The organism is Stenotrophomonas maltophilia (assembly GCF_006974125.1).
GTDB lineage: Bacteria > Pseudomonadota > Gammaproteobacteria > Xanthomonadales > Xanthomonadaceae > Stenotrophomonas > Stenotrophomonas maltophilia_O.
In genome coordinates this window covers 620,725-633,250 of sequence record NZ_CP037858.1, presented here as the reverse complement: position 1 = coordinate 633,250, position 12,526 = coordinate 620,725, and the positions used below count along the sequence as shown (strand labels likewise).

The window sequence follows — 12,526 nt, the reverse complement described above, 5'->3', positions numbered from 1 at the left end:
CGGGCAGCTCAGTTTTCGCTGGCGGTTACGAATCCAGTCCGGCGCAGCCGGGCAGCTCGGCGTGCAGGAAATCGATGAAGGCACGCACCTTGGGCTGCAGGTGGCGCGAGGTGGGGTAGACCGCATGCACGAAGCGCGGCGGATAGCGGTGGTCGGGCAGCACCTGCTGCAGTTCGCCACGGGCCAGCGCCGGTGCCGCCAGGAACGAGGGTAGGGCGCCGATGCCCATGCCGGCCACCAGCAGGTCGCGCAGCAGCAGGCTGTTGTTGACGGTGACACGCGCCGGCAGGGTGATCGTCACCTGGCCATCGGGGCCGAGCAGCGGCCAGCTGCCGGGGGAGTCGGACAGGCTGTAGGCCAGCACGCTGTGCGCCTGCAGATCGTCCACCGCCTGCGGTGCCGGATGCTGCTGGAGGTAGGACGGGGCCGCGCACAGCACCTGCTGCAGCGACGCCAGTCGGCGAGCCACAAGGCGTGAATCATCCAGTTCGGCACGCAGCCGCAGCGACACATCGAAACCCTCGCCAACCGCGTCGAGCAACCGGTCTTCCATCACCAGATCCAACGACAGCTGCGGGTGCTGCTGCAGGAAGCGTGGCAGCAGCGGCGACAGCGTGCTCAGCGCGAACGACTGCGGCGCGTTCACGCGCAGGCGCCCGGCCACCTCGCCGCGCTGCTCGGCAATGCCACGTTCCAATGCGTCCAGTTCGTCAAGCAGGCGGCAGCATTCGCGGTAATAGGCGTGGCCGGTCTCGGTCAGGCTCATGCGCCGCGTGGTCCGCTGCAGCAGCACTACCCCCAGGTGAGTTTCCAGCGTGCGCAGCTGCTTGCTCAGCCCGGCGGGCGACATGCCCAGGTCTTCGGCAGCGCGGGCCAGCCCGCCGCGTTCGACGATGCGGCGGAAGGCACGCATCAGGTTGAAGGAATCCATGCCGGTCCCAGGCGCGATAACGGCGCCATTGTAGATCCACGCCACGCGTGGATGCAGGAAACACGGTGCCGACCACGCTCCGCATCCACCCGCGGCACGCACTTGCGCCGTTTGTTCAAGCCGGCAGCCCATACGCTGCGCCAGCATGCAGCCCCCTCATTCTCCGGGTTGCCCATGAAGCACTGGATGCTCCGCCTGTATGCCCCGCTGTTCCTGCTGGGTTTCGTTGCCGCTGCCGTCGTCTGGGTCGGCCACTGCCACGGTGACCCGCTGTGGCTGCTGGCCTTGCTGGCGCTTGCCATCGGGCTCTCGTTCGCCGCCGAACGCGCGTGGCCGTATGACCCGGCGTTCAACCACGACCACGGCGACAGCCTGCGTGACACCCTGCATGCACTGGTCAACGAAAGCCTGAACCTGCTGTCGATCGCGGCGGTGCCGCTGCTGGCGGCAATCATTCCGTGGCAGTTGTGGCCGGTGCAGTGGCCATTCGCGCTGCAGGTGCTGCTGGCCATCGTCTGCGCCGACCTGGGCATCACCCTGGTGCACTACGCCAGCCATCGCATCGGCTGGCTGTGGCGGCTGCATGCGGTGCATCACAGCGTCACCCGCATGTACGGCTTCAACGGCCTGATGAAGCATCCGCTGCACCAGGCAGCCGAAGCGGTGGGTGGCGTGCTGCCGCTGCTGCTGTTGGGCCTGCCGATGCCGGTGGCTGCGGTGCTGGCCTTCGCCATTGCCATCCAGCTGCTGCTGCAGCACTCCAACGTGGACATGCGTCCCGGTGTGCTCGGCCGGGTGATGGCCTGGGCGCCGCTGCACCGCTTCCACCACATGCGTTACGGCACCGCTGGCGACGTCAACTTCGGCCTGTTCCTGACCGTCTGGGATCACCTGTTGGGGACCGCCTTCGATGCGCCGGGCTATCGGCTGCGGCAGCACGACCTCGGCATCGGCAGCCAGCCGGACTATCCGCGCGACTATCCGGGGCAGCTGCTGGCACCGTTCCGCGAGCTGCCGCATGGTGACGTGCCGGAGCTGCCGGAAGGCCTGCGCAGGCGCGAATGATCGAACATGTCAGCCCGCGTGCAGCTGCAGGCCCTGCAGCTGCGCGGCACCGATGCCGAACATGCGGCGCAGGTTGCGCGACAGATGAGCCAGATCGGCGAATCCAGCGGCATGCGCGCTGTCGGTCAGGTTGTGCCCGCGCAGATGATGCATGAGCGCGTTGCGCAGCCGTCGCCACAGCACCCAGCCGCGCAGGGTCACCGCCAGCTCGGACTGGAAACGCCGGTGCAGCTGGCTGGTCGACAGGTGCGCCGCCTCGGCGATATCGGCGGCCGGCACCGGGCCGGGCAGGTGCTGGGCAATACGGGCCAACGCCGCCTGCACGCGGCGGTCCAGCGGTTGCGGGCGGCTCAGTCGTGGCAGCCAGTCGTGCAGTTCCATCGCAGTGCCGGGCAGCGCGTGCAGGTGCTGCTGGATCTGTTCGAGGTCGGCATGCGCCGGCTCAAGGAACACCGTGCAGCCCGCCTCCGGCGCCGACAGGATCGCGTGTGTCTGGAAGGAGGGCAGCCACAGCCGCTGGCCCTGCTGCCGTACGCCATCGACCTCGACCTGCCAGGGCGTACCGTCGCTCAACAGCAGTTGATGGGCGTAGTGCGCATGCGCGGCGCTGTCACCGGCATGACCGTGAAGCACGGCGGCGTGCGCATCCAGCAGCAACGTGCCATTCCAGGGCAGGGCGAGGGAGGACATGACGGGATTGTAGATCCACGCCATGCGTGGATGAATCTCCATCGAAATCGAATATTCCGATAATGGAAAAAAAGAAGCATCCACGCATGGCGTGGATCTACTGCAGGTCGCGAGAAACTGTCGAAGGCGGGGTGGGTCCGTTGGCGGGGGTGTCCGCGGCATGGAGGTTGCCAGCCAGCGGTCGGCACTACCGCGGGTGCCGCGCGCGCCCTCAGCGCCCGTGCGGATCCGGCCGATGATGCACGTACTCGACCACCGTGCCATCGGGATGCACTGCATTGAACGCCGCCCCGGTCGGTACCACCTGCAACGGGAAGATGATCTTGGCGCCAGCCGCGACCAGTTTGTCGTGATAGGGCCGAACGTCATCGACCAGCAGTGTCCCGGTGGTCGAGGTGAACGGCGCCAGTGCCGCCTCGCTACCCTCGATCAACAGGAACGCCCCGACCATCGCCAGACGCAGCCCGGCCTCCGGAAACGGGAACCCCGCATCGGCCACCACGCCCTGCAGCTGCTCGTAGAAGGCCACGCTGCGCTCCAGCTCACCGGGGGCCACGAACACCCGGATCAGCACGCGCGGCGCGCGCTGGCTGGACGTATCGCAGCGGTCACGCCAGAGATGGTCGAAGTCGCGGTGGACGGTCATGGGCTCGGTTCGTGGCCAGGGACGTCCATTATCGGCAGCCCCGCGCGGTGCACTGATGACTGCCGGTGATGGCCTGATAACCGCTGGCCGGGTTGCCTCTGTGACTTAGGTCCTGTTGACAGGTGTGAACGCCCTCGCACAATCTTCACATGATTGGGTCGCCCTGCGCGGCCCGGACAGGCAGGTTGTCACGCCGGGAGGAGGGTCCCGCGCGCAGACCGGCCCGTCCTTCGGCCTGCGGGACGTTGCCTGGCAACCCCTGCGCGGCATGAACGCTGCACCCTTCGGCGGCACTTTCCCTGGACCGATTGCCTTGGCAACGGAATTACGCCCGCCGATGAAAACGTTTACAAAGCCGCTTGCACTGTCCCTGGCCCTGTCTGCCGCACTGGCCGCCCCGGCCTGGGCCGACCCCGCCGCGTTCACTGTGCTGACCCTGGAACAGGCCCCGACCGCCGAGGCGATGCCGGCCCTGGCCGCCCAGCTGAAGACCCTGCAGGTGGACGCGGTGAGCGTGCGCCAGGTGCAGCGTGGCATCGGCCAGGTCGATCCGCTGCAGGTGCTGGCCGATGGCCTGGGCTACGCGTACCGCTTCATTGCTGCGGGCAAGGACGATGGCCAGACCCAGCGCGGCCAGGCCGTGCTGACCCGGCTGCCGATCGCCGCTGAATCCGGCCCCGACCAGCCGGGCCTGAACTACCTGCGCCTGGACGACGGCCGCCACACCGTGGCGGTCTATACCGATGCCGGTGCAGGTGCCGCGCAGCTGCCGGCACTGGTCACCCGTTCGCGGCTGGGTGCACCGGCGGTGCTGCTCGGCGCGGTGGCTGGTGAATCGGCCAAGGCCGCAGGCTTCGATCCGGCGCGTGTGGCGCTGGAAGCGGATGCCAGCTATTTCAGCGACGGTTTCCAGGCCGCCAGCAGTGCGCCGTTCAAGGTGGAAGGCAGCACCCTGCGTGCCACCCTGCTGACCCTGGCCTATGCCGCCGACACGCATGGCGACAGGCCGTGGATGGACACCACGCTCAACGCCGATGCGCGCGCTGCGCTGCTGCTGAAGGCGATGACCGAGGATGAGAAGTTCCAGATGCTGCACAGCTACTTCGGGCTGGGCAAGGACGGTGGCCCGCTGCCGGAAGGCGCGGTCGGTTCGGCCGGTTTCGTGCCGGGCGTGGCGCGGCTGGGCATTCCGTCGCAGCAGTCGGCCGATGCCGGCGTCGGCGTGACCAATCCGGGCGGCATCCGCCCGGGCGATTTCGCCACGGCGATGCCCTCGGGCCCGTCCACCGCCTCCAGCTGGAACCGCGAAGTCGCCTTTGCCGGTGGCGCGACCATGGGCCGCGAGGCGTGGCAGCAGCGCTTCAACATCCTGCTGTCGGGCAGCGTCAACCTGCAGCGCGACCCGCGCAACGGCCGCAACTTCGAATATGCCGGCGAAGATCCGCTGCTGGCCGGTTCGATGGTCGGTGCGCTGATCCAGGGCGTGCAGAGCCAGCACGTGATCTCCTCGATGAAGCACTTCGCGCTGAACGACATGGAGACCCGCCGCAACTTCCACGACGTGCGCATCGGCGAACAGGCCATGCACGAGTCGGACCTGCTGGCCTTCGAGATCGCGCTGGAAGCCGGCCGCCCGGGCGTGGCGATGTGCTCGTACAACAAGATCAACGGCACCTACGGCTGCGAGAACGGCTACCTGATGAACCAGGTGCTGAAGCAGGAGTGGAAGTTCCCCGGTTTCGTGATGTCCGACTGGGGCGGCGTGCACAGCGGTTCGAAGGCGGCGCTGGCCGGCCTGGACCAGCAGTCGGCCGGTGAAGTGTTCGATGCGGCGGTGTTCTTCGACGAGCCGCTGCGCCTGGCCGTGCACGGCGGCGTGGTGCCGCAGGCGCGCCTGAACGACATGGTCGCGCGCATCCTGCGCACGATGTTCCTGCATGGCAACTTCGACAACCCGCCGCAGCACCAGAAGGTCGATGCCGAAGCCGGTTTCGCCGTTGCCCAGCGCACGGTGGAAGAGGGCAGCGTGCTGCTGCGCAATGAGGGCAACCTGCTGCCGCTGGCCGACAGCGTGAAGCGCATCGTCATCATCGGCGGCCATGTCGACAAGGGCGTGATCGGTGGCGGTGGTTCGTCGATGGTGGGCGTGACCGCCAAGGGCACCAATGCGGTGCCGGGTGTGCTGCCGACCACCTGGCCGGGCCCGGTGATCTTCCACCCGTCCTCGCCGCTGGAATCGCTGCGTGCAGCGCGCCCGGACGCGACCATCGAGTATGTGGACGGCACCAACGCCGCTGCTGCGGCCAAGGCCGCCGCGCAGGCCGACGTGGCCATCGTGTTCGCCACGCAGTGGGCCGCCGAATCGGTGGACCTGCCGGACATGCAGTTGCCGGACAACCAGGACGCACTGATCTCGGCGGTGGCCAAGGCCAACCCGAAGACCGTGCTGGTGCTGGAAACCAACGGCCCGGTGCGCACGCCGTGGCTGGCGCAGGTGCCGGCGATGCTGCAGGCCTGGTACCCGGGCATCCGAGGTGGCGAAGGCATCGCCGCGCTGCTGACCGGCCAGGTCAATCCGTCGGGTCGCCTGCCGGTGACCTGGGTGGTGGATGAATCGCAGCTGCCGCGCCCGCACATCGACGGCCTCGGCTTCAAGCCGGCCAAGCCGTTTGGTGATGTGTTCGATTTCGATATCGAAGGTGCCAACGTCGGCTACAAGTGGATGGCGGCCAAGGGCCTGACCCCGACCTTCGCCTTTGGCCACGGCCTGTCCTACACCTCGTTCGCCTATGAAAACCTGAAAGTGAGCGTGGAGGGTTCGCGCCTGGTCGCCAGCGTCGACATCCGCAACACCGGCGAGCGCGCCGGTGCCGACGTGGCCCAGTTGTACCTGAAGCTGCCGGCTGGCAGCAGCACGCCGATCCGCCTGATCGGCTACGACAAGGTGACCCTGCAGCCGGGCGAACAGCGTCGCATCCGCATCGAAGCCGAGCCGAAGACCCTGGCCCACTACGATGCGCAGGCCCGCCAGTGGAAGATCGACGGCGGCAGTTACCAGGTGCAACTGTCGCGCAATGCCGCCGAACCGCTGCATAGCGTGGACGTGCAGCTGGTGGAGCAGGTGCTGCGCTGATGCCTGAAGACACGGCCCGCACAGGGCCGTGTCTGAAAAAGGGGACGGAGGGGATTAAGTCGTTTATGCATAAACGACTTAATCCCCTCCGTCCCCTTTTTATGTGGCGAACCGGTCGCGCAGGAAATCAATCAGCTGCCGCACCTTTGGTGAGGGCTGCGTACTGTGCGGGTAGACCGCGTACACGCTCTGCTGCGGGAAGCGGTGCTGGCGCAGTACCGGCCGCAGGCGACCCTGGGCCAGGTCGTCCTCGATCAGCCAGCGTGGCAGCACGGTGACCCCGGCGCCGGCCACAGCGAAAGCGCGCAGGCTGCTGGCGCCATCCACGCGCACCACCGCGTTGCCCGGGTTGGTGGCAAACAGGGCGTCGCTGCCATCCGGTGCCACCACCGGCACATCGGCCAGACGCGGGTAGCCCAGGCGGGGCAGGGTTCCCAGCTGTACAGGATCATCGGCCGCCTCGGCGGAGGGTAGGCGCGCCAGCAGGGACGGAGCCGCCACCGCGCACAGCGGGTGGCGCTCCAGTTCACTGGCGTGCAGGCCCGAATCTGGCAGGCGGCCGAGGCGGATCGCCAGATCGAAGCGTTCGGGAATCAGGTCGGCCGGTGCCGGTGAAGTCGACAGGTGCAGCTGCAGGGCCGGATGCCGGGCACGGAAGGCCTCCAGCGCTGCGATCAGGCGCAGCTGCGCGTATTCCGGCGTAGTGGTCAGGCGCAGTACGCCCTGCAGCTGATGCTGGTCGCGGCGCGCGGCATCGATCGCTGCCTGTGCGGCATCCAGCGCCTGCACGCAGTGCTGCAGGAACTGTTCGCCGGCCTCGGTCAGGGCCAGGTGGCGGGTACTGCGCAACAGCAGGGTCACGCCCAGTTCCTGCTCCAGCCGCTTCAGGTTGAAGCTGACCACCGCGCGGCTGAGGCCGAGGCGATCGGCCGCAGCGGTCAGGCTGCCGGCCTCGACCACGGCCCGGAAGATATCGAAGCGATCGAGGCTGACCATGGCAATTCATTGTCAAAGTAGATTTGACAGTGTTGCAGTTGTTGTCGTGTTTTTCCAACAAGGCCCGCACGGCATGCTGGCCGCTTCCCTGCTGGAGCGCCGCCGATGCCGTCCCCCCGCCTGCGCCATGAGGCGATCTTCCTGCTGGTGTTCGCCCTGGACCTGGTCAACATGTTCATCGCCACGGTGGCCTATCCGGCATTGACCGCGGAACTGCACGCTGACATCAGCACCCTGGCCTGGGTGGGCACCGCCTACATGCTGGGCCTGAGCGTGGTGATTCCGCTGGCCCCCTGGCTGGCCGCGCGCTGTGGCGAGCGTCGTCTGCTGCTTGTGGCGCTGCTGTTGTTCGCGGTTGCCGCTGCGCTGGCCGGCGCAGCACCGGGGATCGGCTGGCTGCTGGGCTGGCGCCTGCTGCAGGGGCTGGCCGGCGGCCTGCTGATTCCGGTGGCGCAGGCGGCGGCCTACCGTCAGTGCACGCCCGGGCAGCGTGGCGCGCTGACCCGGCGCATCCTGCTGGTGGCGCTGCTGGTGCCGGCGCTGGCGCCCGCGTTGGGCGGCCTGCTGGTGCAGTGGTTGTCCTGGCGCGGCGTGCTCTGGGCCAGCCTGCCGTTGGCGGTGGTAGCGATCGGCCTGGTGCTGGCCTGGATGCCGGCCGATGGCGCGCGCAGTGCGCCGCGCCTGCAGGCCTATGCGCTGTCCACCGCGATGCTGGCGCTGGGCGCGCTGCTGCTGGCGCTGACCTGGCTGGGCGAGTCCGGACATCGTGGCGCAGGTGCCGTGTTGCTGCTGGTCGCACTGCTGCTGGCGGCGGCCCACCTGCGGCATGCACGTCGGCAGGCGCAGCCACTGCTGCGCTGGTCGCTGTTGTCCCACCGTGGGCTGCGGCTGGCGATGCTGGTGTATCTGGCAGTGCCGGGTGTATTCATCGGCAGTCAGCTGGTCAGTACCCTGCAGCTGCACCAGGCCGGTTACAGCGCGGCACGCATCGGCGCGTTGATGCTGCCCTGGGCGCTGGCCTCGGCCATTGCGATCACGGTCAGCAAGCGCCTGCTGGCCCGCTTCGGCCCGGCCACGGTACTGCGCGCCGGCATGCTGCTGCAGGCCAGCGGCCTGCTGTTGATGGCGCTGTTGCCGCAGCCGGCCTTCACCTTGGCCGCGCTGTTGTTCGCGCTGATGGGCGCCGGCGGCAGCCTGTGCAGCAGCACTGCGCAGACGCTCGCCTTCCATGGCGTGGAAGGTGAGGCGCTGAGCGATGCCAGCGCTCTCTGGAATCTCAATCGCCAGCTCAGTTTCTGCCTTGGCACTGCCGCCATTGCGTTGCTGCTGGCCTTGGCCATGCAGTGGCTGCCTGCCCGCGCCACCGGCGTGGCGCTGGGGTTGGCCGCCGTACTGACCCTGTTGCCGATGGCGTTGCTGCGTCGGCCGCAGAGGATCACCCTTTCGCAACCGGAGAACACTTGATGGCTACCACCGCAGAACATGAAATCCACCACCTGCATGACAAACTACAGGTCTGGTTCCGGGCCGAGGTGGGTGCGGATGCGCTGGATCATCTGATGGCGCATTTCTGCGCGGACTTCAGCATGGTCGGCATCGCCGGGCGCCGGTTGGATCGGCCGGCTGTGCAGGCGCTGTTTGAGGGCGGCCATGGCGCGCGTCCGGGGCTGCTGATTTCCATCGAGGCCGTGCAGGCGGTCCAGGCGCCGTCACCGCTGGCGGTACTGCGCTATCGCGAAGGCCATTCGGTCGATGGCGGCCAGCCCACATGGCGCGAATCGCTGGCGGTGCTGCGCCAGGAGCAGGGACGCTGGCGCTGGCTGGCGCTGCATGAAGTGCCGGTGGCCTGACCGGTAGTGCCGGCCGCTGGCGAGCGCAGAGGCACGGCAGGCACATGTGCCATCAGTCCTGCCCGCATCCACCGCAGAATGCAAAGCGCGCACACACCTCACGGCTCAAGGCAGGAGTAGGCTTGAGGCTTTCCTGCCGGGAGGGGTTGTCCATGCGTGTGCGTGCCGTCGCTGTAGCCATTGCCCTTTGCCTGTCCAGCACTGTGCTGGCCGCCGATACCCCGCCGATGACCCCGGACATCAGCGGCAAGCCCTTCGTTGCCCCCGATGTCGGTCGTGACTACGACAAGCGCGTGGTGATGGTGCCGATGCGTGATGGCACCAGGCTGTATACGGTGATCGTGGTGCCCAAGGGCGCCCGCAACGCGCCGATCCTGCTGACCCGCACTCCTTACGATGCCGCTGGCCGCGCCAGCCGCAGTGATTCGCCGCGCATGCGCGACCTGCTGCCGCAGGGCGACGAGGTGTTCGTCGACGGCGGTTACATCCGCGTGTTCCAGGACATCCGTGGCAAGTACGGCTCCGAAGGCGATTATGTGATGACCCGGCCGTTGCGCGGGCCGTTGAACAACACCAAAGTCGACCACTCCACCGACGCCTGGGACACCATCGACTGGCTGGTGAAGAACGTGCCGGAGAGCAATGGCAAGGTCGGCATGCTCGGCTCGTCGTACGAGGGCTTCACCGTGGTGATGGCACTGACCGATCCGCATCCGGCGCTGAAAGTGGCGGCACCGCAGAGCCCGATGGTCGATGGCTGGATGGGTGACGACTGGCTCAACTACGGCGCGTTCCGCCAGGTCAACTTCAACTATTTCGCGATGCAGACCGAGAAGCGCGGCAAGGGTACGCCGCTGCCCAGCCTCGGCTACGACGACTACAGCACCTTCCTGCGCATCGGTTCGGCTGGCGACTACGCGCGCTTCACCGGCGTGGACCAGCTGACCTGGTGGAAGAAGCTGGTCGAGCACCCGGCCTATGACGGCTTCTGGCAGGGCCAGGCGCTGGACGCGGTGATGGCGAAGACACCGTTGAAGGTCCCGACCATGTGGCTGCAGGGCCTATGGGACCAGGAGGACATGTGGGGCGCCAACCACGCCTACCAGGCAATGGAAGGGCGCGACAGCGGCAACAACCGCAATTACCTGGTGATGGGGCCGTGGCGGCACAGCCAGGTGAACTACAGCGGCAGCGAGCTGGGCGCGCTGAAGTTCGATGGCGATACCGCGCTTCAGTTCCGCCGTGATGTGCTGAAGCCATTCTTCGACCAGTATCTGGTGGACGGCGCGCCGAAGGCTGATACGCCGCCGGTGCTGATCTACAACACTGGCGAAAACCATTGGGACCGCTTGAAGGGTTGGCCACGCAGCTGTGACAAGGGCTGTGCTGCCAGCAGCAAGCCGCTGTACCTGCGCGCCGGCGGCAAGCTGGCCTTCCAGGCGCCGGCGGCGGGCGAGGGCGACTTCGAGGAATACGTGTCCGACCCGGCCAAGCCGGTGCCGTTCGTGCCGCGGCCGGTCCGCTTCGGTGACCGCGACATGTGGACCACCTGGCTGGTCAAGGACCAGCGCTTTGTCGATGGTCGTCCGGACGTGCTGACCTTCATCACCGAACCGCTGACCGCGCCGTTGCGCATCGGCGGCGCGCCGGTGGTGCACTTGCAGGCCTCGACCAGTGGCACCGACAGCGACTGGGTGGTGAAGCTGATCGACGTGTATCCGGACCAGGAAGCGTCCACGCCGGAGATGGGGGGCTACGAGCTGCCAGTGTCGCTGGCGATCTTCCGCGGCCGCTACCGCGAGAGCTTCAGCGATCCGAAGCCGCTGGCGTCGAACCAGGTGCTGCCGTACCGCTTCGACCTGCCCAACGCCAACCACACCTTCCAGAAGGGGCACCGGGTGATGGTGCAGGTGCAGTCCAGCCTGTTCCCGCTGTATGACCGCAACCCGCAGACCTACGTGCCCAATGTCTACCTGGCCAAGCCGGGCGATTACCAGAAGGCCACGCAGCGGGTCTGGCATAGCGCGGCGCAGGCGAGCTACATCGATCTGCCGGTGTACTGAGGTTGGTGAGATCCGCCGGGTGCGCGATGCCCGGCGGCTGCGGTAGTGCCGGCCGCTGGCCGGTATCCGCGATGAAGCAGGAGCGTGTCGACCAGGGTCGACACCTACCAAGGCTGGGCCATGGTATGCCGATCGACCAAGATCGACACCTGCCAGGGCACAGGCCTTCAGCCCACCTTCGAGGGGCCCGTGCGCCAGCGGCTGGGCACCAGACCGAAGCGCTTGCGGAATGCAGCGGCAAAGTTGCTGGGGTGGCGGTAACCACTGGCGGCGGCGGCCTGCTCGACCGTCCAGCCGTCTTCGCGCAGGCCCTGCTCGGCATGGCGCATGCGCTGCTCATGCAGATAATCGAATACCGAACTCCCATACTGCTGGGCGAAATGACGGCGCAGCGAACTCGGGCTCATGCAGGCCAGCTGCGCCAGTTCGACCAGGCTGTGGGCATGGCTTGGGTCATCATGCAGGTAGGCGCGCACGCGCTCCAGCCGTTCGCGCTGGCCGGCACGCAGGGTGCGCACCTGTTCGGTCTGAAGATCCTCGGCCTGCAGGCCAACGGCGAGCAGCTGCAGGGCTACGCCCTCGCGCCACAGCGCATCGATGCCGTCCTCCCATGGGCTGTCGAACAACTGGCCCAGTACCGGCAGCAGGGTATGCGGAATCGCCCAGTGGCGGCACTCCAGGTGAGTGCTGAGCGCCGTGTGCAGCTGCGGCAGCTGGAACAGATCCGGATCGATCTCCGCCGGTACCATCACGCTGACGCCGCGCATGCGCGTTTCGCCGGGATGTGCACCGGTCATTTCGACCTGTTCGCGGTGGTGCGCGGTCATCGCAGTGCCCGCGCGCAGGGTGAAGCCACTGCGCCGGGGAATGCGTACATCCACCTGCCCCTGCAGCATCACGCGGATGGCCAGCCCGGGACTCTGCTGGGCAGTGGCGACGTATGGAAAGCGATTGTGGACGTCGGATGCGATCAGGCTCATGCCACCGCGCAGGAACTGCTCGTTGACTTCGCCATGGCCCGCCCACTGGTCGTCGCGCAGGTGTTCGGGGTCAGCGCGGTAGTCAAAGCCGTGGCGGTGGCCGAAGCGGCGGTAATCGGCAAAAGTGAAGTATCGGGACATTGCTCGGCACGTGCGCAGGAGGTGGACGCTG

The 12,526-nt window shown here is 67.6% G+C and carries 10 protein-coding genes; 5 read left to right on the top strand and 5 right to left on the bottom strand.

Annotated elements, in window-relative coordinates; genetic code table 11:
• Positions 1-25: 25 nt before the first annotated feature.
• A complete protein-coding gene (locus EZ304_RS02880; RefSeq protein ID WP_111203929.1) occupies positions 26-931 on the bottom strand; it encodes a LysR family transcriptional regulator in 906 nt (301 codons plus the stop codon).
• Between the two features lie 186 nt (positions 932-1,117).
• Here EZ304_RS02880 and EZ304_RS02875 point away from each other — a divergent pair, with 186 nt between their 5' ends.
• A complete protein-coding gene (locus EZ304_RS02875) occupies positions 1,118-1,996 on the top strand; it encodes a sterol desaturase family protein (protein WP_260678216.1) in 879 nt (292 codons plus the stop codon).
• Positions 1,997-2,005: 9 nt separating this feature from the next.
• Here the strand turns inward: EZ304_RS02875 and EZ304_RS02870 are convergent, their stop codons facing one another.
• Both EZ304_RS02870 and EZ304_RS02860 read right to left on the bottom strand, forming a co-directional pair.
• Positions 2,006-2,710, bottom strand: coding sequence for an AraC family transcriptional regulator (locus EZ304_RS02870; protein WP_142806218.1), 705 nt, complete (start codon positions 2,708-2,710; stop codon positions 2,006-2,008).
• A 187-nt stretch (positions 2,711-2,897) separates the two neighbouring features.
• Positions 2,898-3,332 (bottom strand): VOC family protein, encoded by a 435-nt coding sequence (locus tag EZ304_RS02860; protein WP_099553200.1) that lies wholly within the window; start codon positions 3,330-3,332, stop codon positions 2,898-2,900.
• A 337-nt stretch (positions 3,333-3,669) separates the two neighbouring features.
• Here EZ304_RS02860 and EZ304_RS02855 point away from each other — a divergent pair, with 337 nt between their 5' ends.
• Entirely contained in the window at positions 3,670-6,465 is a 2,796-nt protein-coding gene (locus EZ304_RS02855) for a beta-glucosidase family protein (RefSeq protein ID WP_142806216.1), read from the top strand.
• Between the two features lie 99 nt (positions 6,466-6,564).
• On the opposite strand, the gene EZ304_RS02850 is transcribed toward EZ304_RS02855, so the two are convergent.
• The gene (locus tag EZ304_RS02850; RefSeq protein ID WP_142806215.1) at positions 6,565-7,461 is read right to left on the bottom strand and encodes a LysR family transcriptional regulator; all 897 of its coding nucleotides are present in this window, start codon (positions 7,459-7,461) and stop codon (positions 6,565-6,567) included.
• 105 nt (positions 7,462-7,566) lie between these two features.
• Here EZ304_RS02850 and EZ304_RS02845 point away from each other — a divergent pair, with 105 nt between their 5' ends.
• From EZ304_RS02845 to EZ304_RS02835, 3 genes are all read left to right on the top strand, one after another.
• Positions 7,567-8,925: an MFS transporter gene (locus tag EZ304_RS02845; protein WP_142806214.1), complete on the top strand. Its 1,359-nt coding sequence runs from the start codon at positions 7,567-7,569 to the stop codon at positions 8,923-8,925.
• On the top strand, positions 8,925-9,311 hold the full coding sequence (locus EZ304_RS02840) for a DUF4440 domain-containing protein (RefSeq protein WP_142806213.1): 387 nt from the start codon (positions 8,925-8,927) through the stop codon (positions 9,309-9,311). The genes EZ304_RS02845 and EZ304_RS02840 overlap by 1 nt, the downstream gene beginning before the upstream one ends.
• Positions 9,312-9,463: 152 nt before the next feature.
• Complete coding sequence (locus tag EZ304_RS02835) at positions 9,464-11,374, top strand: CocE/NonD family hydrolase (RefSeq protein ID WP_142806212.1); 1,911 nt, start codon at positions 9,464-9,466, stop codon at positions 11,372-11,374.
• A 167-nt stretch (positions 11,375-11,541) separates the two neighbouring features.
• On the opposite strand, the gene EZ304_RS02830 is transcribed toward EZ304_RS02835, so the two are convergent.
• Positions 11,542-12,495: a helix-turn-helix transcriptional regulator gene (locus EZ304_RS02830; RefSeq protein ID WP_142806211.1), complete on the bottom strand. Its 954-nt coding sequence runs from the start codon at positions 12,493-12,495 to the stop codon at positions 11,542-11,544.
• Positions 12,496-12,526 lie beyond the last annotated feature (31 nt).